This is a genomic window from uncultured Maricaulis sp. (genome assembly GCF_963976135.1).
Classification (GTDB): Bacteria; Pseudomonadota; Alphaproteobacteria; order Caulobacterales; family Maricaulaceae; genus Maricaulis.
The window spans coordinates 1-22,381 of the sequence record NZ_CAXBKN010000004.1 but is presented as its reverse complement, the minus strand read 5'-3'; the positions used below and the strand labels follow the sequence as shown (position 1 = coordinate 22,381).

Here is a 22,381-nt window from a genome sequence, read left to right as displayed (position 1 = left end):
GAATGGAGCCCTGCCCATGCCCGATCTGGACCTAGTTCCGCTTCGACGCGCCCTGATATCCGTTTCGGACAAGACCGGCCTGATTGAGCGGGCCCAACGCCTGGCAGCGGCGAATGTCGAGATACTCTCGACCGGGGGGACGTTGAAAGCACTGCAGGCCGCCGGCCTCACCGCGCTGGATGTTGCAGATGTCACGGCCTTTCCCGAAATGATGGATGGCCGCCTCAAGACCCTGCACCCGCGTGTGCATGGCGGATTGCTGGGCCGGCGCGACAACGACCAGGATATTGCGGACATGGCACAACACGCCATCCCGGCCATCGATCTGCTCTACGTCAATCTCTACCCGTTCGAGGACACTGTCGCGAAAGGGGCCGAATACGCCAGCTGTGTCGAGAATATCGATATTGGCGGGCCAGCCATGATCCGTGCCGCGGCCAAAAATCACGCCTGGGTAGCGGTTTGCGTCGATGGAGAGGATCTCGACGCGGTGCTCGACGCGTTGGATTCGAATGACGGCGCGACCCCGCTGGTATTGCGCAAACAGCTGGCGGCGAAATCCTATGGCCGGACGGCGGCTTATGACGCGGCCATCTCCAACTGGTTTGCTGACTCACTCGACATCCCGACGCCGAGCTACCGCGCCTTTGGCGGCCACCTGCTGCAGCCCCTTCGTTATGGGGAGAACCCACACCAGGCCGCCGCCCTCTACCGCACGTCGGAAATCAGGCCCGGAATCACAACGGCCCGTCAGATGCAGGGCAAGGCACTGAGCTTCAATAATCTCGCTGACGCCGATGCCGCATTTGAGCTGGCGGCGGAGTTTGACCCTGAGGCCACGGCCGCAGTCGTAATCGTCAAACACGCCAATCCCTGCGGTGTTGCGCTGCACGAGAAGCTCACGACCGCCTATGAGAACGCGCTGTTGGCCGACCCTGTGTCGGCTTTTGGCGGGATCGTGGCGATGAATCGCACCCTCGACGCCGAAACCGCCAATGAATTGGTGCGGATTTTCACTGAAGTCGTTGTCGCACCGGATGCCGATGAAGATGCGCTGGCGATCCTGTCTGCCAAGCCGAATTTGCGCGTACTGCTGACCGGCGCGCTGCCGAATCCCGATCAGACTGGCTGGTTGGTCAAAACGGTCGCAGGCGGTCTTCTTGTCCAGGAGCGCGATACCGGCCGTGTATTGGTGAGCGAGTTGAAGACTGTCACCCAGCGGGCACCGACCGAGCAGGAAATGACCGATCTTCTCTTCGCCTGGAAAGTGGTCAAACACGTCAAATCCAATGCCATTGTCTATGCACGCGACGGCGCCACGGCGGGCATTGGCATGGGCCAGACCAGCCGGCTCGAGGCCGCACGCCTGGCGCTCAGCAAGGCTGAGGCAACGGCGGGCGAAAACAAATGGGACACACCACACACCCAAGGCTCGGTCTGCGCCTCGGATGCCTTCTTCCCCTTTGCAGACGGGCTGAAGGCCGCAATCGAGGCCGGCGCTACCGCGATCATCCAGCCGGGCGGCTCGATCCGCGATGATGAAGTCATCGCCGCCGCCGACGAGGCTGGACTGGCCATGGTCTTCACCGGAATGCGCCATTTCCGCCATTGAGGCCGGCCCGGCAGCAGCGATGTGAATCAACTAAACATTGACGCGGCGGTCTCCGGCGGCGCATTGCATTCATGATGTTGAGTTTTCTGATCCGCGCCATTCCCGCCGCCCTCGCTGTCGCTGCCAGCGGACTGGGGGCCTATGCCAGCTCCAATGTGAGCGGTTTTAGCGTGCCCCACCGCACGCTGGAAGAACAGGTGGACTTGATCCGCCCTTTCACGGATGTGCGCATACCGGATACCGCGACCGGGCCGGTGCCGGCTATTTTAATGTTTCACGGCTGCGGCGGGCTGCGCCAGGTCCAAGAAGACTATGCGCGTGCAGCTCTGGATGCCGGATACGGCGTTCTGATCATCGGTTCGAATGCGGCGCGCGGGATCGACCGGTTCGCAGCGATGAGCCAGGTCTGTACCGGCCTGCGCCTTTGGGGCCGCGAGCGGGCTGCGGACGTGTTCGCCGGTCTGGTCCTGGCGCGCGAGGACAACCGGATCGACGCCTCTCGCCTCGCCCTGATCGGCTGGAGCCATGGCGGCTGGACCGTGCTTGAAGCGCTTGATGATGCCGGGCGCAATTCAGCCCCGGAAGCGCTCAGCATCGGCGATGGCCAGACACCGGATCTCGGCGGCGTCCGCTCTGCGATGACGCTTTACCCCTATTGCGGCTTTCCCATGCGCAGTGATGGACGCGGATATGCCCGCGAAATCCCGCTGCACGCGATTCTGGCGGAAAATGACATGATCGCGCCACCCGGCGATTGCGAACGGCTGTTCGAACGCTCCGACGTCGCGGGGCATCGCGTTGATTTCCAGGTCTGGCCCGGCCTGACGCACGCGTTCGACGAACCGAATCCGCCTGCCGACCCCCGCATCAATTTCGATATTGATGCGGCAGATCAGGCGCGTCGCGACTGGCTGGATATTCTCAGCCTCGAACTCGCACCCCAGGGCGCTTGATCCAGTCCGAATACAGGGTCCGGCGATGCCGAGCCCCGTACCCGACCGGGCTTTGGCAAGACGGTGCTAGGGCTGGGCCACTGAAGCCATTTCGCCAAGTTGGGTGGATGCAATCGAGAGCTTGGACAGGGTCCAGGACCCCGATTCATCGAGCTGGCGCTGAACCAGATCGACCCGATCAGCCTCATCGCCATTGACGGTATTCCATGCCTCAACGAGCGAATCCGCCCAGTCCCGTGATGGGGCCTCGACTCCGCTGGCGAGAGATCCGCCCGCCTGGGCAGCAAACCGCATCGCCGATGCCGCCAGCGTCTGCTGGCTGGCATAGAGATCTTCCATCAGGCGGCGCACGGCCAAGCGGTCCCAGTGCAGTTCGGAGGAAACCTCCTGGCCCAGACCGCGCAAGCGGTCGAAGCGGAACCGGGCGCCGATTGCATGATAGATATAGGCGGTCGACGCGAGCGGCCAATCGCTGGCCACGGCCATATCGATCACATCGGACGATGAGGTCAGCGGCCGCAATTCGGCAACAGCCTTTGCCAGAGCGGCCGGTGCCCCGGCGGCAACAAATTTCTGCTTGCGGGCCCGGACACCCTTGCGCTCATGATCGGAAATGATCTCATGCGCCATCGAACGCAATTCCTGCACGCCGGCCTGATAACTGCCGATTACCGTACCGATATTTTCCAGCGTAGACGCGGCGCGTCCGCGATTGCGCCGAACCAGCCAATAGGCCTGTCGCCGCAACAAACGGATGATTTCTCCGTGTAATTCGATCTGCACCGAGGCAGGAGCCTTGTTGTCGAGCTGATTGATCTCGGTGGAAAGCTCGCTGAATCGGAAGATCTGGCGGCCAACCTCGAAAGCGTGGGCGATGGCCGGCACAGCGGCGGCCGTTGAATCGATCGCGCGGTGAATAAAGGTCGGTCCACCCAGATTGATCATTTCATTGGCAAGAACGGTGGAGACGATTTCCCGCTTCAGACGGTGCCCCTCCATGGCCTCGGTATAGCTGTGAAGGCCTTTGGGGAAGTAATTCACCAGCATGGAGTGGAAGTGCGGATCATCGGGCACATCCGAGGCAACAAGCTGATCAAACAGTGTGATTTTCGCATAGGAAATCAACACCGCGAGCTCGGGCCGGGTGAGACCCAGACCGCGTTCCTTCAGGCTGCGCATCGCTTCAAGATTGGGCAGGCCTTCAACCTCACGATTGAGCTGACCGGCGCTTTCCAGCCGGGCCATGAAACGCTCATGCGCATCGAGGTCCGCAACACTGGAATGCTCGGCCATGGAGAGGGCCAGAGTCTGATCGTAATTGTGTTTGAGGACATGGTCGGCGACGTCATCCGTCATCGATTCCAGCAACACATCGCGGTCCGCCAGGCTCATCGCGCCACTGCGCACCATGGGCCGGACCAGGATCTTGATATTCACTTCATGGTCGGAACTGTCGACCCCGGCGGAATTATCGACGAAGTCGGCATTGGCCCGGCCACCGAGACGGCTGTATTCAATCCGTGCCGCCTGGGTCGTGCCCAGATTGGCACCCTCGCCGATGACCTTGACCTTGAGGTCGGCGGCATTCACCCGCACGCCTTCATTCGTCTTGTCGCCGACCTCGCCATGCTGTTGATGGCTGGCTTTGACATAGGTGCCGATTCCACCAAACCAAAGCAATTCGGCCTCGGCCTTCAGCAGGGCATGAATCAGTTCAGCCGGGCTGGCGGTCGGCGTGGTCAGCCCGGTCAGCGCGCGGATCTCGTCGGACAGGGGCAGGGATTTTTCGGCCCGCGAGAAGATACCGCCGCCGCTGGAAATCAGAGATTTGTCATAATCCTGCCAGGAGCTGCGGGGCAGGTCGTACAAGCGCTTGCGCTCATTCCACGTCTGATCGCAATCACCCGGATTCGGATCGATGAAAATATCGCGATGATCAAAGGCGGCGAGCAGGCGGATCTGTTTCGACAACAGCATGCCATTGCCGAACACATCGCCGGACATGTCGCCAACACCGATGACGGTGAAAGGCTCGCTCTGGATATCCTTGTTCAGTTCCCGGAAATGGCGTTTGACCGATTCCCAGGCACCGCGCGCGGTAATCCCCATCTTCTTGTGATCATAGCCGGCCGATCCACCCGAGGCGAAGGCATCGCCGAGCCAGAAATCGAACTCGTCGGTTGCCATGCCATTGGCGGTGTCGGAGAAGGTCGCCGTGCCCTTGTCGGCAGCGACAACCAGATACGGGTCATCATCATCCCAGCACACGGTCGATTGAGGGTGAACCACAACATCATCGACAATATTGTCGGTGACATCGAGCAGGCCACGAATGAAGGTTTTGTAGGCTTCACGGCCGGCTTCGAAAATCTCGTCGCGCGAACCGTCGCGCGGCAGGGTTTTTGGATAGAATCCACCCTTGGAGCCAACCGGCACAATGACGGCATTCTTGACCTGTTGCGCCTTGACCAGTCCGAGCACTTCGGTACGGAAATCATCGCGCCGGTCGGACCAGCGCAAGCCGCCACGGGCGACTGGCCCAAAGCGCAAGTGAATGCCCTCGACATCCGGCGACCAGACGAAGATTTCACGATAGGGCTTGGGCAGAGGCAGATCGACCAGCGAGGCGCTGTCGATCTTGATCGAGATCCGCGGCTTCACCTCGCCTGTAGCATCTGTCTGATAGAAATTGGTTCTCAGCGTCGCCTGGATGAGGGCAAACATGCGGCGCAGGGCGCGGTCATGGTCGAGACTGCGAACGGCATCAAGCTGGGTCAAGATATGCTGACCGACCTCATTGGCCGCTTCGATCCGCGCCTTGTGCTCACCGTCAAAGCCGGGGTCAAACTTGACCCGCGCCAGTTCGAGCAGGCCGCGTGCAATGTCGGGATAAGCGGCGAGCGCCTCTTCCTGGATCGCCTGCGATGGATCGAGACCGGTCTGCTGGCGGTAGCGCGCACAGGTACGCAGGAAGGCCGCTTCGCGCCAGGTCACGCCGATTTCGACGATCAGGCGGTTGAAGCCATCATCCTCGGCACGGCCCTCGGCCATGGCGAGCAGGGCATCCTCGAGCTTGGGGCCCAGTTCTTCCAGGGATTGATGCTTGAGCGCGTCCGAGCGGATCTCGAAATCATGGACATAAGCCCGATCGACCAGCTCGCCATTGCGGCCGCGGCGGTCAACGGGGAAACCGGTTTCCTGCACGACATAGACGCCGAGATTCTCCAGCACGGGCATCACCCGGGACAGCGAGACCGGCTTGCCGACACGATAGATCTTGAGGCGCAATTCGGTTTGCGCATCATCGGCTTCGCGATACACGCGCACTGCAACCTTGTCGCTGGAATCAAGCGATTCCAGTTTCAGTACGTCGGCCAGCGCTTCGCTGGAATCATAAAGCTCGCGATAACCGGCCTTGAAGGCATCCTGATAGGCGGGCATGCGCAGGCGGATCGCTTCCGACGCAGTGCGCCGGACATGGGATTCCAGGTCGTCTTCCCAGGTGCGTGACAGGCGCGTCACGCGCCGCTCGAGCTCTGCGATATCCGGCTCGGGATGGTCGAATGGGTTAAGGCCGATAATGAAATGGACCCGCGCCAGCGAGCTGTCGCCGAATTGCGGATAATAGGCTGAAAGCCGCCCGCCAAAGGCTTCGCGGATCAACTCCCCCGCCTGCTCACGGACCTGCGAGTTATATCGGTCACGCGGCACAAAGAGCAGCGCCGAGACAAAGCGATCGAACTGGTCGCGGCGAATGAAGAGCTTGGTGCGCGGCCTGTCGTGCAGGTGCAGGATGCCGAGGCAGATTTCCAGCAGGTCATTCTCGTCGGTCTGGAAGAGCTCGTCGCGCGGAAAATTCTCGACAGTATTGCGCAATTTCTTGGCATTGTGGGTGCCCGGCGCCTTGCCGGCACGCTCAAGCACGCGGCGCACCTTGCGGCGGATCAGCGGCACCAGTGATGCGCTCTGGTCATAGGCTTCGGCCGTAAACAGGCCGACGAAACGTGACTCGCCGATCACGGCACCGTCTTCGCGATACCGTTTGACGCCGATATAATCCATGTAGACGCGGCGATGGACACGCGATTTCATATTGCCCTTGGCGACAATAATCGGGGTTGGCTCGCGCAAGAAAGTCTCGATTGCCGGGGTCAGAACGGCCGGTTCGGAACCCTTGCGCAACACATGGCGTTCCGGATCGCGCAGCACGCCACGACCGGAATCAAGCCGTACGCGCGGATGACGATCAGCCATCGAGCCGTCTTCGCTGACGTCGAAATCATAGATGCGGCAGCCCAGAAAAGCGAAATGGTCATCGCGCAACCAGCGCAGGAATTCCAGAGATTCGGCGATTTCCTCAGGCGAGGCCAGGGTTGTTGCCTGCTGTAGATGGGCGATCGACTCGTCCATCTGGGCGCGCATGTCGGACCAGTCCTCGACGGTGACACGAACATCATCGAGCGTTGCCGTAACGCCCTCGATCAGCGTGCGCCGCGACAGCTCGTCCAGTTCAGGCAAATGCACCTGGATCATGGATTCAGCGGTGCAACGGCCACCTTCGGCCGTGCGATTGCCATCGGCATCGCGGCGGACCTGGACGATCGGGTGGAACATGGCGACCACATCATGCCCTTGGGCACCGATCTCGCCCATCACCGAATCGACGATGAAGGGGCGGTCATTTCCGATTATTTCGAGAACATCACGGCCGAGCTCGACACCGTCAGCGCGGGTGCCCGTCCGGATCCGGACCAGGATATCATCGCCGGTACGCCGGTCTCCGAATGCCCAGAACTCAACGCTGAGGGCCGCGAGATCATCCGCAGAAACCCTCTCCAGATCCTCCGACAGGGCGTCATCGTAGATTTGGGCAAAGAAAGCGTTGCCGGTCTCGCCGCACTCACTCCCGCATTGATCTTGCCAGCGGCGTCGAGCCGCTTCCATGAATTCCGCACGCGTGTAGGCATGCGCGATTCCGACGACCGCCCCCATGATACGGCGCTCCTCAGCTCAGATTGATCCAAACCTGAGCCTAGACCTGTTTGCCCCCGGCGCAACCCGGCTATACCGCTGAAAACGCAATCGCGTTATTCCAATTGGGATGGGTTGGAAAATGCGGCACCGCCGGGAAGGGACAGGGGAACCCGGCGGTGCCTGACAGACCTCATTCGGCAGGCTGGGGGGACGCACGTTAGAGGCCTGGTCAATCGCTGAACCGGCTTGGGGGAAACCGGTCCAGGGCATTCAAGGGCGGGGCCATAACGCCGCCGCCAGAACAGATATGGGAAGGGGTGGCGGTGAATCCAACCCCCCGCATACGACCTTGCTTTGGGCGCGCCCGCCCGACAGCACCCAAACTAGTGGGGACGACCGCAGGCATCGGTAGCGAGCAGGTGCTGTACGGCCGTGGATTCATCATCGACCAGGGCCCGTTGAACGCCGCAACGCAGCACTTCAATGAGATAGGTCAGATCATCATCATGGCCTTCCAGCGCCCTCAACTCTTGCTCGACCAGCGCCAGGACCAGGTCAGCGACCTGCAAACGGTCGCGGTCATTGTCTGCCCGCTGCATGTCTGGAAAATATTGGGCCAGGGATTTCTGGGTCATCTGCCAATTCCAATCGTTTTCAGGGTTGGGGTTGTCGGAGAGCGCAGCCAGGTCTCCACAACATCATCCAGCGGCATGGTGCTGCTGAGACGGTCGATCAGGTCGAAGGAAATATCGCGAACGCTCGACGCTGAGCGCGGCCCTACCGCACGGCCGCCTACCGCTTCGGGGATGACCGTCAGCTGCTGCCCGCGCGCCACGGCGTCGAACATCGTCGCCATCAGCGAGAATGGGGCGGAAAATCCGACCAGAAAACAGGGCGGGCCTGCATGGTGCCGCACCATGCGACCGAAGTCGGGGTCTGAGTAGGCTGAGAGGCCGGTGCGGACGAAAACAGCCTCCCGGGAAAGAGGCCGCAGGCCATCAATCGGAGCGCCGGGAACAGTGACGCCGCAATTGATCGCCGGCCGATTGCTCTGATAGTGGCAATGAAGAATGGGCCAGCCGGACAGGCGTGCCGAGGTCAACAGGCGCCGAATGCGGTCCGAGACCACAAGATTGCTGCCATCATCCTCGCCCTCGCCCGGATCGAGCGATTCCCGCTGGCAATCGAGCAGGACAAGCGTTGGCAGATATCGGCTCATGCGAGCTCCTCCGGACGGCGCTGCTTGCGCGGCGCCCGGCGCAGTGAACGATCAAACGGTCCGGGACGGTCCCAGTCGCCATCCGGTCGAATAATCGCCAGAGGGTCGGAATCCATGGTGATGGCATTGGCCGGGCGTTCGAGCGGGTGCTCGATCTCGACATATTCGTAATCCGAGAACATGAAGCTGGCACGCCCGGGCCGAACCCGGAAACCGTGTGACCGCCAATAGGCAACCCGGTTCAGCTGGGCATGGCCAAGCACCTGGCGGTAACCACGACGGGCGCTATAGCGCAAAGCCTCCTGCATCAGCGCCCGCATCACGCCGTGGCGGCGGAAAGTTGGCAGAACCGCCGCCCGCTCCACCTTGGCGAAATCGGCAAACCAGCGCAATCGCAACACACCAACCGGTTCGCTGCCGCGCCAGGCGATCAGGTGCGATGCCGCAACAAGATCATTTCCGTCATATTCTTCATTATAAGGCGCGCGCTGCTCACCCAGATAGGTCACACCCCGCAAGGTCATCGCCATGACAACATGGTCGAAACTGCGCGCCACTGTGACACGCAGCCGGTCTCGGCTCTCCGCATTCATGCGTAGTGCTCCTCTGTGGTCGGGTTACTGCGAACCGACAGTTTCTCAGCGATTCGGTGAGGAAAGCCCGTGCTGCCGAACAGCAGCGTCGCGCCATCGGGGCGGCCGAGCGGAACGAAGCCCAGCCGGGACATGAGTTTTTCGCCCTGCGCCGAGCGGGCGCGGGCATAGACGCGAATGTCGCAATACACGCCGAACCAGACCGCCAGCAGCCCGCGCAGGGATGCGGCCTGATCCATGGGAGACCGGCCCGCCATACCCCATGACAACAGGGCGTGAGCATTTTCGCTCGGCCCGCACACCCATTCGCGCTTTGCATTGGCAAAACCGAACTGGCCGGCCAGCAAGGCGTCGACACCCTGCTCGGTCAACGGGATGGAGGCGAGCAGGGCATTGGCCTTGCCATTCCTGCGGCGCAGCTGCAGCGCCCGCCCGGTCCAGGACTGAACTTGCCACAGCGCTTCCGGCCCAGCCACCTCGCCCTCGATCAGCTCATCGGCCAACTGGTGGAACTCGTCGATCTGGTGTTCGTAAACCTGCGTGAAACCATATGGCCCGACAGCTGCATGGAGTTGCTGGTCCTGAAATTGAACGCCGGACCGGGATGAGCTAGGTTGATCGACTGAACTACGCATCGGGCATTCCTGTTTCGGTCTGACCCAATTGGCTTAACACCGCTGCCATGCACGCGGCCTCTTCGAAGTTGGAATAGTGGATAGTCAGGAAACAGCCATCAGCCTGCGTCGCAATGTGTTTGACTGGGACGACCTTCAGATCTTCCACGCCGTTGCCACGACAGGATCAATGAGCGGAGCAGCTGCGGCCCTCGGTTGCCAGCAGCCCACCGTCAGCAAGCGCATGCGGCAATTGGAGAGCCGCCTCGGCGCCCAGCTGATCGACCGGCGTGCCGACGGTATCGTGCTGACCCAGGCCGGGGAGGCTGCGCTGGACTATGTGCGGACCATGCAGCGTTCGGCGCAACAACTGGAATCCCGCATCTCCGGCACCGATACAGCCAGTACCGGCGATGTGACGCTACACGCCTCCGACGGCCTGTCGACCTATTGGCTGGCGCGCCATATGCCCCGTTTCATGCGGGTCAATCCGGGGATCAATCTTCACCTGCTCCGCGCCGATGCCGGGGTTGGCCCAGCCCCCGATCTGTCGATCACTTTCACGCCTGACAAGGATATGGATGCGCCGACCGCGGCGCTGGGCACCATGCATTACATGCCCTTCGCCTCGCGCGAATTCATCAATACCTATGGTGTGCCAAAATCGACCCATGACTTGCTCAATCTGCGCTTCCTGAAACTGGAGCAGTATGATCGGGGCCTCGCTCTGTGGGAAAACCGCAATGAAGTCGTCGATGCATACATAAATTATGCGTTCCGGACTGATGTGAGCTCCATCTTGTTGGAAACAATCAGACATGGCGGCGGGATTGCCATGGCGCCCACCTATCTGGCTGCGCTATATCCGGACGAATTGGTGGTGCTCGACTATGATGTTAAGCAGGACGTGCGCTTCTGGTTGAAATATCTGCCGGGGAGCCAGCGCGTCGGACGTACAAAATGTGTTGGCGACTGGATTGCCGAGATTTTTGACCCTACAGGTAACCCTTGGTTTCGTGAGGAATTTTGCCATCCAGGTGAGTTCTGCGAGATCGAAGTTATAAAACCACAATTATGAGGTTGTTATGAGTGCTAGAGGCCCAACGAGTATTGACCAGCACGTCGGTGCTCGCCTTCGCCTGCGGCGCAGCCTGTTGGAAATGAGTCAATCCGAGCTTGGAGAAAAGCTTGGCGTGACGTTTCAGCAGGTTCAGAAGTATGAGCGCGGCACAAACCGCATTGGCGCCAGCCGCCTGTTTCATGTCGCCCGCGTCATGGAAGTCCCTGTGTCCTACTTCTTTGAAGGTCTGGATACGGAAGGGGCCTCCGAGTTGAAGGGTCCCGACTCCGAAACGCTCTATGACTTCATCGCCAGCCCGGACGGCCTCGCTCTGGCTTCGGCATTCTCCGGAATCCGCGATCAGACTGTCCGCCGCCGGGTTATCGACCTGTTGCGTTCACTGTCCGTCTGATTTTCGGCTGATATCTGTCGGCCGCATGAACGGATTTGCCCCGCCATTGCCCGGGTCCGGTCCTGCTCGCGCCATATCAACCCCTCAGCTTGAGACACTCAATGCTGAGGGGAAATTCTTGTGCGACCTAATTCATCCATAAATCCAACTGGCTCAATGACCGTGTCCAGCGAGCGGGCCACGCCGCGCATAGACCATGACGCGCGTGCCATGGCGCACCCCTGGTTCCATCTCAACCGGTCAGGCAGAGCATCAAGCTCTACGCTCGATATGGCCGTGGCCGCGCGATTCCCGAAACATCGCTGAAGCAAGCGACCGAACGCTGGTCGCTGGTTAGCAGCCTGGCCCGCGCACTCGCAGGCAGGGCAGCGCGCAAGGTTCCGCGCAGACGCCGGAGCCAGAGGCTCGCCGCGTCGCGGCGGCTGGTCACACCATGCTCATCACAAATCTGGAAGAGAATGGAGCGGGCGATGAGATTCGAACTCACGACATTCACCTTGGCAAGGTGACGCTCTACCCCTGAGCTACGCCCGCTCATGTCTATGCGGGGTCTAGCCCCGCCAGGGAGCGGGGTATATCGCGCAAACCCGGACGGATTGCAAGAGGGAGATTCCGTCGCGGTGCACAAGGGCTTGATCCGGCCCGCCAGTCAGGCTTCAACACAAGTATGAGCGCTTCACGCACCGAATTATTCGCCCACCTCGACGGGCTTGGAATCCGGCACGAGACCGTCAGCCATCGCCCGGTCTTCACGGTTGAGGAGGGTCGCGACATCAAGGCCGCCCTGCCCGGAGGCCACACCAAGAATCTCTTTCTCAAAGACCGCAAGGGGCAGGTTTTCCTGGTCACCGCCCTGGCTGAAACCGAAATACGCCTCAACCGTCTGCATCGGCCGCTCGGCAGTGCCCGCCTCTCCTTCGGGCCTGAGGCGCTGCTGCTCGACACCCTGGGTGTGCAGCCCGGCTCGGTGACGGCACTTGCGCTACTGAACGATACCGGGGGACGTGTGCGCTTCGTGCTCGATGCCGCACTGCTGGAATGGCCAGTGGTCTATTCACACCCCTTGCTGAATGATGCCACGACCGGCATCGCTCCGGCCGACCTGGTCCGCTTCGCTGAATCGACCGGCCACCCACCACGGCTGATTGACTTCACGCTCTTGCTTGATGATGAAGACGCCACGCAGTAACGGCTTGCACCAACGGCCCGGCAGGGCCACTTACTGAGCAAGACGCAGCTAGGAAACGCATCATGACCCTGTTCAATACCGGAGCCCCCGACGCCGACACCGACGATCTGGTCAAGGACTCCTCAGACAGCAATTTCATGGCGGATGTTGTCGAACCTTCGAAGTCCGTCCCGGTCCTGGTCGATTTCTGGGCCCCTTGGTGCGGCCCATGCCGCCAGCTTGGCCCGATGATCGAACACGTCGTGCGCCAGTCCGAGGGCGCTGTCCGTCTGGTCAAGATCAATATCGATGAGAATCCGGGCATCGCCCAGCAATTGCGTGTGCAGTCGATCCCGGCCGTCTTTGCCTTCAAGGACGGGCAGCCCGTCGATGGCTTCATGGGGGCGCTGCCGGAGAGCCAGATCAAGGATTTCATCCAGCGGATTTCCGGCAAAGGTCCGAGCGAGGCTGAATTGAAAGCGATCGTCGAGCGCGGCATGACCGGTCTGGAATCCGGCGATCTGGGCGGTGCGGCACAGGATTTTGCCAGCGTGCTTCAACTTGACCCCGGCCATCCGTCAGCCCTGGCTGGCCTGGCCCGCGTCTGGCTCAAATCCGGTGATATCGAGAAGGCCACACAGATATTGGGGCAGGTCCCCGATGATCGCGCCGGCGATCCGGCTGTCGAGGCGGCGCGGACGGCGCTCGAACTGGCAACCACGGCTCCAGCCGATGATGCGGTCACCGCAGCCCTCCGGCAGGCGGTCAAGACGACACCGACCGATCTGCAGGCGCGCTTTGATCTGGCGGAAGCCCTGCTGGCGAGCGGCGACCATGCCGGTGCTGCCGATCAATTGCTCGCCATCACCGCGCTTGATCGGGAATGGAATGAACAGGCTGCGCGCACCCTGTTGCTTAAAATCTTCGAAGCGGCCGGGCCGATGAGCGAGGTCGCTCGCGACGGTCGCCGGCGCCTGTCCTCAATCCTGTTCGCCTGAGGAGGTCATGATGAGTGACGCACCCGCCACATCGACTGATCGATCCGTCGATCCGAAACTGCTCGAAATACTGGTTTGCCCCGTGACCCGTGGCCCGCTGGTCTATGATCGGGAAGCCCAGGAACTGATTTCCGAAGGCGCGGGCCTTGCCTATCCGATCCGCGACGGGATCCCGATCATGCTGGCCGAAGAAGCCCGGCAGCTGGAGCAGGACTGATGACTCGCCCTTGGCCAGAAAAATTACGCTTTTCCAAGGCTGAGAAGGCGCTGCATATCCGCTTCGATGACGGCGCTTCGTTTTCGATACCCTTCCAGACGCTCCGGACCGAGAGCCCCAGCGCCGAAGTCCAGGGACACGGTCCGGATCAGAAAGTGACCGTAACCGGCAAGGAGAATATCCAGATCACAGCCGCCGAACCCGTCGGTCGGTATGCGGTGCGGCTGGTGTTCGATGACGGCCATGATAGCGGCTTGTTTACCTGGGACTATCTCTATGCCCTCGGCGAGGCCGAAACACACATGTAGGCAGTGCTGGCGCGGCGACCACTGACGCTTTGGCATGCCCACAACAGATATCGATCGGATGAAATATGAAACGCTTCACGATTCTCACTGCCCTTGCTGCGGGAGGGTTGTTTACCGCCGCCAGCCTGGCGGCTCCGGAAGACTTTGTTACCGGCCCGTTGATCGAAAACTTTGGCGCGGTCGCACCCATCGAAAACCAGATGCCGATCCCCGAGGATACTGTCTTCAGGATTGCGTTTGACGTCTCGACACCAGCAGAGGTCGGCGAAATCAACCGCAAATTCAATAGCGCTGCCCGCTTCCTCAATATGCACACGGCTGCTGGAATCGCCGCTGACGATATTCAGATCGCGATCGTGATCCACGGGGGCGCAGTCCAGGACGTCTCGACAGGGAGTCATTTCACGCCCGGCGTCCAGCCTGCCAATGCAGAACTTATCGCGACTCTGCTCGCTCACGGCGTCAAAATCTATGTCTGCGGCCAGAGCGCCGCCTATCATGATATCGGGGTCGAGAATCTGTTGCCGGGCGTAACCATGGCCCTGTCAGCGATGACCGCGCACGCCTTGCTGCAACAGGATGGCTATACGCTGAACCCGTTCTGACGCACTACCAGGCAGCGTCCAGCCGATGGCCGCGCAGGAGTTTGGGCGGCTCACCGGTATCGCCGCCAGCCTGACGCATGAAGAAGCGCCGTGCCGGACCGATCTGGTTCACGATTGACAGACCCAATCCGCGCAATTGCCGCAGGGGCTCGATATCATTCGAAAACAGGCGATTGAAAATATCCGTCCCGGCCGCCAGCGTGGCGCTGTCGAATTTGCGCCAGGCCTCATAGCGCCGAAGTGTGGTCAGAGCGCCGATATCAAGTCCAACCCGTTTCGCCTCACCAGAAACTTCAGCCAGAGCCGCTGCATCGCGAATGCCCAGATTGAAACCCTGGCCGGCGAGCGGATGAATGCCGCGCGCGGCATCGCCGACAAAGGCGATCCGTTCGGCACAGAAGCTCTCGGAGAATTTTAGCCCCAGCGGATAGGTCCAGCGTGGCCCTTCCGGGCTTATTCCGCCAAGGAAATCGCCGAAACGGTTTTCAAGTTCCTGCTGGAAAACCTCGGCATTTGCCGCCTGGAGCGCATCGGCCACATCCGTCGGCTCGGTCCAGACAAGTGATGAACGATTGTCAGGAAGTGGCAGGATGGCGAAGGGGCCTGACGGCAGAAAATACTCATAGGCGACCCCGTTATGGGGTTCGGCATGGCGCACGGTCGCGACCAGGCCCTTCTGGCCGTAATTCCAGCCGACACTGCGTATTTTGGCCTGTTCGCGAATGCGCGAGAATTTGCCATCGCATGCGACCAGCAATTTGCCCGAAAGGCGCCGGCCATCGGCGAGCAGGACATCGACGCCATCGGGCCGTGCCTCATAACGCTCGGCCATCGCCGGGGCGATGGAAACGATATTCGGCCGCTCCAGCACGGCACTGGCCAGAACCATGCGGGTATGCCGGTTCTCGGCCATCCAGCCGAGCGGCTCGCCTTCGGGGCCTTCGCTGATCTCGCGGCGATCGAAATGCAGGCTGTGCGGCCCGGGCCCGCCCGGCCGTGTGCCGCCATAGGGGCGGCCATCACAGACCATGATGTGTTCGATGCGAGTCGTGTAGGGCCGCAATTCATCGGCGATTCCCAGGGCCTCGAACAAGCGCCAGGAGGTATAGGCAAGGGCCGAGGCGCGCCCGTCGAATTCCGGGGCCAGCTGGGTATCAATCGGCAGCGTATCGACCACTGCCACGCGCAGCCCGGCCTGATCCATCGCCAGGGCTAAAGTCAGGCCGGCCAAGCCGCCACCAATAATGACCGCGTCACCGTCAAAAAAATTTTGTTCGCTCATGGGGCGGAGAATAGGCGATTTTCCCGGTCGTGAAAGCGGACATCGCGCCGCAGACGCATTAACCTCTGTTTACCACCCGGATACCCTTGCCGCGCTAAACCGGGGCATGACCAATCGCGCCGCACCCAAATCCGAAACCGATGCCCCGCCGCCGGGCCGAATCTGGCTGACCCGGACGACCGATCTCCTGCTCGGCGGGCTGATGTTGGGCAGCGGTGCATTTCTGATGGCGGCACTGCTCAGTCACAATGCCCTCGATCCAAGCTGGAACGTCTCGGCCGAGGGCGAAGTGCGCAATCTGATGGGCGAGCCAGGTGCCGGTATCAGTGATCTGATGCTGCAATCCTTCGGCTGGTCTGCCGCCGGACCGGCGATCGCGCTGATCGTCTGGGGTGGCGTGCTCATACTCCGGCGGCCCCGGCGGCGGCCGGCCTCTATCGCTGGCTGGCGTTGGCTCGCTGCCGTGATCGGAACGGCCGGATTTGCCGCTGCAGCCAGCGCACTCCCCCTGCCCAATGCCTGGCCCTTTGCCAGCGGTCTCGGCGGCGCTGTTGGCGACATGGCGCTGGCTGGCCTGCGTATGCTGCCCGCCTCGCTCGATCTGCCCGCCGCTACCGGTATTGGTGCCGCCTTTGGTCTGGTCCTGGCGGTTGCCGGGATATTCTTCACCTTTGGCCTGCGCTCTCGCGACCTTTCGGCGGCTTATGACGCCGCCGGCCTGACCTGGGCGACCCTGCGAGTCTGGTTCGATTCCCTGCGCGGCCATGGCATTTCGCTTGGCCGATTATTGACGGATGCCGGCGCGCGCTCCGATGACCGACGCGAACCGGCCCGCGAAGAGCCGGTGCTGCGCCGCGCCATGCGAGCCGCCGACGGTGACCCTGACGATGAGACAGGGTTCGACGACATCCCTGAGCCCACCTTCAATTCCAGCGTCAAGGTCGCACCGACCCGCCGCTCCGCCGCCTCCGAACGTGACAACCGTGAGGCCCAGGGAGCGCTGCCCTTCGTCAAGTCGAAAGGGTTCAAATTGCCGCGCCTCGACCTGCTGTCGAAACCACAGCAGCGAAATGGCGCCGTTGACGAACTCGCGCTGCGCCAGAATGCCGTGCTGCTGCAGGGTGTGCTGACGGATTTCGGGGTCAAGGGCGAGATCGTCCAGGTTCGACCGGGCCCGGTCGTCACCCTGTATGAGTTCGAGCCGGCGCCCGGGGTGAAGTCCTCGCGGGTCATCAACCTGGCCGATGATATTGCCCGCTCCATGAGCACGACCGCAGCCCGCGTGGCCGTCGTGCCGGGACGCAATGCGATCGGGATTGAATTGCCCAATCCCAAGCGCGAAACCGTTTTCCTCCGTGCCCTGCTGAATTCCAAAGTGTTCGAGGAAAGCAAGGCGGAATTGCCAATGGCGCTGGGCGAGACAATCGGCGGCGAACCCTTTGTCGCCGATCTGGCGCGCATGCCCCATTTGTTGATCGCTGGCACCACCGGTTCGGGTAAATCGGTCGGCATCAATGCGATGATCCTGTCTTTGCTCTACCGGCTGGCACCGGAAGATTGCCGCATGATCATGATTGATCCGAAAATGCTGGAATTGTCCGTCTATGACGGGATTCCCCACCTGCTGACCCCGGTCGTGACCGATCCGAAAAAGGCCATCGTGGCGCTGAAATGGGCCGTTCGGGAGATGGAAAGCCGTTATCTGCGGATGTCCAAGATCGGCGTGCGCAATCTGGCCGGCTTCAATGAGCGCGTCGCCGCTGCCGAGGCCGCCGGCGAGCCCCTCTCGCGCACCGTCCAGACCGGCTATGATCGCGAAAGTGGCGAACCGATCTTCGAGACCGAAATCATCCAGGCCGAGAAAATGCCCTATATCGTCGTGGTGATCGACGAAATGGCCGACCTTATGATGGTCGCGGGCAAGGAAATCGAAGCCGCTGTCCAGCGCCTCGCCCAAATGGCGCGGGCAGCCGGCATTCACGTCGTCATGGCGACCCAGCGCCCCTCGGTCGATGTCATCACCGGAACGATCAAGGCGAATTTCCCGACCCGTGTCTCCTATTCGGTGACCTCGAAGATCGACAGCCGCACCATTCTGGGCGAGCAGGGCGCCGAACAGCTGCTCGGCATGGGGGATCTGCTCTACATGGCCGGTGGCGGGCGTCTGAGGCGCCTGCATGGCCCCTTTGTCTCTGACACCGAGGTCGAGGACGTCGCCGCCTATCTCAAGAAACAGGGCGCGCCTGAATATCTCGATGCGGTGACCGCCGACAGCGATGATGGTGAGGGCGGTGCGCTGGGGCTGGACGGCGAGGCCAGCAGTGGTGATGCGCTGTTCGACCAGGCCATTGCCCTGGTGGCGCGCGATCGCAAATGCTCCACCAGCTATATCCAGCGCCGGCTGCAGATCGGGTATAACCGCGCAGCGACCCTGGTCGAGCGCATGGAAGAAGAGGGCATGATCGGCCCGTCCGACCATGCCGGGCGCCGCGAAATCTACCTGCCTGAACACAATGTGGCGTGACGCACAAATGAACGGCGAGGCCTTGCTCGCGCCGCAATCACTCGGCAGTTTGGCGCCATGATTACGCACCTGATTTCCGCCCTGCTCCTGCAGGCATCGCCTGCCACAGCGGAAGCTCGGCCGGAGCCCGCCACCCTGCAAGCGGACGCACCGCAGCCAGCCTTCGACCGCGCCGCCGCGATTGCCGACATCAATAGCTATCTCAACGCGATCACCACGTTGCGGGCGAATTTTATCCAGGTCTCGCCCGACGGAAGTGCCGTACGTGGCATCCTGTCGATTGCGCGGCCGGGGCGCTTGCTGTTTGAGTATGAAGATCCTTCGCCCATCCGGGTGATTGCCGACGGCACGACTGTCGCGCTGGAGGACCGCGCCCTGGAAACAGTGGATCGCGTGCCTTTGCGCTCGACGCCGCTCTGGTGGTTGCTGAAATCCGATATCGACATCGCGAACGATGCTGAAGTGGTCGATATTCGTAGCGAGTACGGCTTCCTGTCCGTGAATGTGCGCGACCCCAATGGCGAAATGGATGGTGATATCGAATTTGTCTTTGCCGGACCGGATCTTGAGTTACGCGAATGGTTCGTGACCGACGCACTGGGCGAGGTCACTCGGGTCAGCCTGGTGGAAACCGAGACAGGTATGGCGTTGAACCCGCGCCTGTTTTCAATTCCTGACCCTGATGAGCAACGCGATTCGAGACGTGGGCGACGGTGATGGCTGCGGCATTTTGACCACAGGCAATACCTTTCTAATATTTTATTTGTATATTTTTTTCTGACGTGGCGTTATTACTACGCTGACTGAGAAGAGATGGATCGGCTTCGTCCCCCCGCTTGCGGATCCTAAACTCAGTCGCGCCGGATCGATCCCCTCCCGGCGCTGCGACGATGAAAATTCGCGCACAGCATAGCGCCCGGTCTCTCCCCCCCTTGAGACCGGGCGCATTTCGTTTCGGTCCAGCTTTACACCGGCATTTCCGCTGTGCAGCCCGACGAATGGGGGTTAAACAATTTCCATGCAATTTCATGACGATTCCGACGACGTTGATTTCACACGTCTGCTCGAGGAAATTCCCCTGCTCTACAAGGCTCGCGCCTTTGCCGAGAGCCTTAATGCCAATACCTGGTTCTCCAGGCTTGGCGAGCCGCTCGACCCGCGCGATCGCACCCTGGCCCGGGCCTATCTCGACGGGCTGGGATTCCCCGAAGCCGAGCCTGCCCTGCTCTCCGACTGGAGCGAGGCGGCCACCGCGGCAGAAAGCCTCGACCGCGACCCGGTCGGCTGGGAAGCCGAGGAAATGTTGCGCGCCGGCCTGATTACACGGGTGCTGGAACGCCTCGACGAAGAGGCGGTCAATGTCGCCCTCTCCCAGATCGGCAGCAAAACCCATGATTCCTCTCGTGACGCGGTCGAAGAGGCCGCGGCAATCGATGATATCGACGATATGGAACTGATTCATGCTGCCGCTGGCGCACTGGCACAGGCGGCCAATGGCGCCGCGCTCGTGATCATGGCCGAGGCGGAAGACGATGAACCGCCACACCCCTTCCTCGCCCGCTGGCGCCTGTTCGCCCGCGGTCGCTGGCCCGTCGGCCTCGCGGGCGCCAGCTATAATATCCTCTGATCATCACGACGAAAGAACCCAGCCATGAGCGGTATCTCGATTGCGACCTGGAATATCAATTCCGTGCGCCTGCGCGCGCCCAGCGTTGCCGCCTGGGTCGCCGAGGCTGATCCGGATGTGCTGTGCCTGCAGGAAATCAAATGCCTGAGCGAGCAATTCCCCGAGGAAGCCTTCCGGGAGATGGGGTTCAGGCATTTTCACATTCGCGGCCAGAAGGGCATGCATGGCGTGGCCATCGCATCAAAACTGCCGCTCGAGGATTTGCCGGACGAAGATTTATGCCCGCGCTCGGAAGCCCGGCATCAGCGCGTCGGCGTCGCCGGCTTTGAATTGCACAATTTCTATATCCCGGCCGGCGGCGACGAGCCGGATCCGGCGATCAATCCGCGGTTCGCACACAAGCTGGAATTTCTCGACAAGCTGGAAAGGTATTTCGCCGGCCGCGCGGCCGCGAAGACACCGCTCGTCCTGGTCGGTGATTTCAACATCGCGCCCTATGAGCACGATGTCTGGTCGCACAAGCAATTGCTCAAGGTGATCAGCCATACCCCGGTCGAGGTCGATGCGCTGGAACGGATCCGGCTAGCCGGCCAGTTCAGCGATATCGCCCGCGAACTCATCCCGATGGACGAGAAGATCTATACTTGGTGGAGTTACCGCGCCAAGGATTGGAAGGCCGCCAACCGGGGTCGTCGCCTCGACCATATCTGGGTGTCGCCCGAGCTGCATGACCAGGCCATCGCCGGTGGCCGCGATGCGCTAAAGGTCTGGGACAATGTTCGTAGCTGGGAAAAACCCTCCGACCACGCGCCCGTTGTCCTGAAAATCGATCTATAATGCCGGGAATTCCCAAGGCCGGCCTCGACGAGCCTCAATGAACCAATCGATAGCCGCCGCTCTCGGTGACGAGGAGACGGGCATGAGAGGGGTCGGGTTCGATCTTCTGGCGCAAGCGGTAGATATGGGTTTCCAGCGTGTGGGTCGTGACAGCCGGGTTATAACCCCAGACCTCATGCAGCAATTCCTCGCGCGGCACGGCCTTGGCACCGGCGCGGTAGAGATATTTGAGAATATTGGTCTCTTTTTCCGTCAGCCGGACTTTTTTCTGGTCCGCCGTCAACAAGAGCTTCATTGACGGACGGAATTCATAAGGCCCAACCTGGAAGACCGCATCCTCGCTCTGCTCATGGCTGCGTAGATGCGCCCGGACGCGGGCGAGCAGGACGGAGAATTTGAATGGCTTGGTCACATAGTCATTCGCACCCGATTCCAGGCCGAGTATCTGGTCGGAATCGGTATTCTGGCCCGTCAGCATAACGATTGGCGCCGTGATGCCATTCTTGCGCATCAGGCGGCAGGCATCGCGGCCGTCCATATCGGGCAAATCAACGTCCAGCAGAATCAGATCAGCGCGCTGTTCACGCGCCGCCGACATACCGTCGCCGGCCGAACTGGCCGCCAGGGTCTGAAACTCTTCATGTAAATCGAATTGTTCGACCAGGGCTTCGCGGAGGTCATCATCGTCATCAACGATCAGGATGGTTTTTCTTGAGCTCATCTGCCCGATCATGCCGATTTCGAGGCACAAGGCAAATGCTACCCACCGGCAAGGCTGACCCGGCAATTTTTGCCGGGTAGGGAGGTCAATCCCTTGTGACAAGCGACTGATTTATGGCCTGATTATTGCTTCTTTCGACCTGAGTCCGCACTGCGGACACCCTGCCGTGGTGGGGAAGGCGAAGGGGACGCCAGGCGTGACCTGTGGTCATGATTAGGCGTCCCTCGCCGACCACCTGGTGCCGCTCGGGATTCACCCCATGGACTGGATCGTCTCAGGATCGGGCTCGATGAATCTCGCAGGACGGCGGGTTCGCGCCGCACACGGCCGCGCCGGCCTTTGTCCGGAAAGCTCAAAGCAGGAAGGCGATGGCGCCACGCCAACCGGCCGCTACGCCCTGCGCAGAATACTCTATCGCGCGGACCGGGTGGCGGCACCGAAGACGGCCCTGCCGTCACGTCGGATCCGCGCCGATGATGGCTGGTGTGATGATGCGGCCGACCCCGCCTATAACCGACCGGTTCGACTGCCTTATCCCGCCTCGCATGAGACACTTTTCCGTGAGGATGGCCTCTACGACCTCATTCTCGTGGTCGGCCATAATGACGACCCGCCGGTGCCCGGCGCCGGCTCGGCGATCTTCCTGCATTGCAGGCG

At 61.4% G+C, this 22,381-nt stretch carries 21 protein-coding genes and 1 tRNA gene; 14 read left to right on the top strand and 8 right to left on the bottom strand.

All coding sequences use genetic code 11. From position 1 onward, the window contains the following. Nucleotides 1-16: 16 nt before the first annotated feature. Both purH and AAC023_RS01020 read left to right on the top strand, forming a co-directional pair. Entirely contained in the window at nt 17-1,612 is a 1,596-nt protein-coding gene (gene purH / locus AAC023_RS01025) for a bifunctional phosphoribosylaminoimidazolecarboxamide formyltransferase/IMP cyclohydrolase (RefSeq protein WP_339737202.1), read from the top strand. A gap of 71 nt (nt 1,613-1,683) precedes the next feature. Then, complete coding sequence (locus tag AAC023_RS01020) at nt 1,684-2,565, top strand: prolyl oligopeptidase family serine peptidase (RefSeq protein ID WP_339737200.1); 882 nt, start codon at nt 1,684-1,686, stop codon at nt 2,563-2,565. A gap of 66 nt (nt 2,566-2,631) precedes the next feature. Here AAC023_RS01020 and AAC023_RS01015 read toward each other — a convergent pair whose 3' ends face one another. From AAC023_RS01015 to AAC023_RS00995, 5 genes are all read right to left on the bottom strand, one after another. After that, the gene (locus tag AAC023_RS01015) at nt 2,632-7,509 is read right to left on the bottom strand and encodes an NAD-glutamate dehydrogenase (protein WP_339737256.1); all 4,878 of its coding nucleotides are present in this window, start codon (nt 7,507-7,509) and stop codon (nt 2,632-2,634) included. Between the two features lie 413 nt (nt 7,510-7,922). Then, nucleotides 7,923-8,174, bottom strand: a complete 252-nt coding sequence (locus AAC023_RS01010; protein ID WP_339737198.1) for a hypothetical protein — start codon at nt 8,172-8,174, stop codon at nt 7,923-7,925. Then, nucleotides 8,171-8,758: an isochorismatase family protein gene (locus AAC023_RS01005; protein ID WP_339737197.1), complete on the bottom strand. Its 588-nt coding sequence runs from the start codon at nt 8,756-8,758 to the stop codon at nt 8,171-8,173. The genes AAC023_RS01010 and AAC023_RS01005 overlap by 4 nt, the downstream gene beginning before the upstream one ends. Continuing rightward, entirely contained in the window at nt 8,755-9,351 is a 597-nt protein-coding gene (locus AAC023_RS01000; RefSeq protein ID WP_339737195.1) for a GNAT family N-acetyltransferase, read from the bottom strand. The genes AAC023_RS01005 and AAC023_RS01000 overlap by 4 nt, the downstream gene beginning before the upstream one ends. Continuing rightward, entirely contained in the window at nt 9,348-9,854 is a 507-nt protein-coding gene (locus AAC023_RS00995; RefSeq protein ID WP_339737193.1) for a hypothetical protein, read from the bottom strand. Before AAC023_RS00995 ends, AAC023_RS01000 begins: the two co-directional genes overlap by 4 nt. A 208-nt stretch (nt 9,855-10,062) precedes the next feature. On the opposite strand from AAC023_RS00995, the gene AAC023_RS00990 reads away from it, so the two are divergent. Then, nucleotides 10,063-11,043 carry a LysR family transcriptional regulator gene (locus AAC023_RS00990; RefSeq protein WP_339737191.1) on the top strand — a complete coding sequence of 327 codons (981 nt, stop codon included), beginning with the start codon at nt 10,063-10,065 and terminating at the stop codon, nt 11,041-11,043. A gap of 7 nt (nt 11,044-11,050) precedes the next feature. Continuing rightward, the gene (locus tag AAC023_RS00985; RefSeq protein ID WP_091768793.1) at nt 11,051-11,437 is read left to right on the top strand and encodes a helix-turn-helix transcriptional regulator; all 387 of its coding nucleotides are present in this window, start codon (nt 11,051-11,053) and stop codon (nt 11,435-11,437) included. A gap of 459 nt (nt 11,438-11,896) precedes the next feature. On the opposite strand, the gene AAC023_RS00980 is transcribed toward AAC023_RS00985, so the two are convergent. Further along, nucleotides 11,897-11,971, bottom strand: a tRNA-Gly gene (locus tag AAC023_RS00980). A 133-nt stretch (nt 11,972-12,104) separates the two neighbouring features. Here AAC023_RS00980 and AAC023_RS00975 point away from each other — a divergent pair. The 5 genes from AAC023_RS00975 (at nt 12,105) to AAC023_RS00955 (ending at nt 14,733) form a co-directional block, all read left to right on the top strand. Beyond that, on the top strand, nt 12,105-12,626 hold the full coding sequence (locus AAC023_RS00975) for a prolyl-tRNA synthetase associated domain-containing protein (protein ID WP_339737186.1): 522 nt from the start codon (nt 12,105-12,107) through the stop codon (nt 12,624-12,626). 62 nt (nt 12,627-12,688) lie between these two features. Continuing rightward, nucleotides 12,689-13,603: a thioredoxin gene (gene trxA, locus AAC023_RS00970; protein ID WP_339737184.1), complete on the top strand. Its 915-nt coding sequence runs from the start codon at nt 12,689-12,691 to the stop codon at nt 13,601-13,603. Nucleotides 13,604-13,613: 10 nt separating this feature from the next. Then, nucleotides 13,614-13,820: a Trm112 family protein gene (locus AAC023_RS00965; RefSeq protein WP_339737183.1), complete on the top strand. Its 207-nt coding sequence runs from the start codon at nt 13,614-13,616 to the stop codon at nt 13,818-13,820. Then, a complete protein-coding gene (locus tag AAC023_RS00960) occupies nt 13,820-14,128 on the top strand; it encodes a DUF971 domain-containing protein (protein WP_339737182.1) in 309 nt (102 codons plus the stop codon). The genes AAC023_RS00965 and AAC023_RS00960 overlap by 1 nt, the downstream gene beginning before the upstream one ends. A 65-nt stretch (nt 14,129-14,193) precedes the next feature. Next, entirely contained in the window at nt 14,194-14,733 is a 540-nt protein-coding gene (locus tag AAC023_RS00955) for a DsrE family protein (RefSeq protein WP_339737180.1), read from the top strand. Nucleotides 14,734-14,737: 4 nt separating this feature from the next. Here the strand turns inward: AAC023_RS00955 and AAC023_RS00950 are convergent, their stop codons facing one another. Then, complete coding sequence (locus tag AAC023_RS00950) at nt 14,738-16,015, bottom strand: UbiH/UbiF/VisC/COQ6 family ubiquinone biosynthesis hydroxylase (RefSeq protein WP_339737178.1); 1,278 nt, start codon at nt 16,013-16,015, stop codon at nt 14,738-14,740. A gap of 106 nt (nt 16,016-16,121) precedes the next feature. On the opposite strand from AAC023_RS00950, the gene AAC023_RS00945 reads away from it, so the two are divergent. The 4 genes from AAC023_RS00945 to xth all read left to right on the top strand — a co-directional run bounded on the left by AAC023_RS00945 (nt 16,122) and on the right by xth (nt 21,003). Continuing rightward, complete coding sequence (locus AAC023_RS00945) at nt 16,122-18,539, top strand: DNA translocase FtsK 4TM domain-containing protein (RefSeq protein ID WP_339737177.1); 2,418 nt, start codon at nt 16,122-16,124, stop codon at nt 18,537-18,539. Nucleotides 18,540-18,596: 57 nt separating this feature from the next. Next, nucleotides 18,597-19,256 (top strand): outer membrane lipoprotein carrier protein LolA, encoded by a 660-nt coding sequence (locus tag AAC023_RS00940; protein WP_339737175.1) that lies wholly within the window; start codon nt 18,597-18,599, stop codon nt 19,254-19,256. 301 nt (nt 19,257-19,557) lie between these two features. Next, entirely contained in the window at nt 19,558-20,166 is a 609-nt protein-coding gene (locus AAC023_RS00935; protein ID WP_339737173.1) for a hypothetical protein, read from the top strand. A gap of 24 nt (nt 20,167-20,190) precedes the next feature. Continuing rightward, on the top strand, nt 20,191-21,003 hold the full coding sequence (xth, locus tag AAC023_RS00930; protein WP_339737171.1) for an exodeoxyribonuclease III: 813 nt from the start codon (nt 20,191-20,193) through the stop codon (nt 21,001-21,003). Nucleotides 21,004-21,037: 34 nt separating this feature from the next. Here the strand turns inward: xth and AAC023_RS00925 are convergent, their stop codons facing one another. Then, nucleotides 21,038-21,724, bottom strand: coding sequence for a response regulator transcription factor (locus tag AAC023_RS00925; protein WP_339737169.1), 687 nt, complete (start codon nt 21,722-21,724; stop codon nt 21,038-21,040). A 259-nt stretch (nt 21,725-21,983) separates the two neighbouring features. Between AAC023_RS00925 and AAC023_RS00920 the strand changes: the two genes are divergently transcribed. Beyond that, on the top strand, nt 21,984-22,381 hold a 398-nt coding region (locus tag AAC023_RS00920), incomplete at its 3' end, for a L,D-transpeptidase family protein (RefSeq protein ID WP_339737167.1).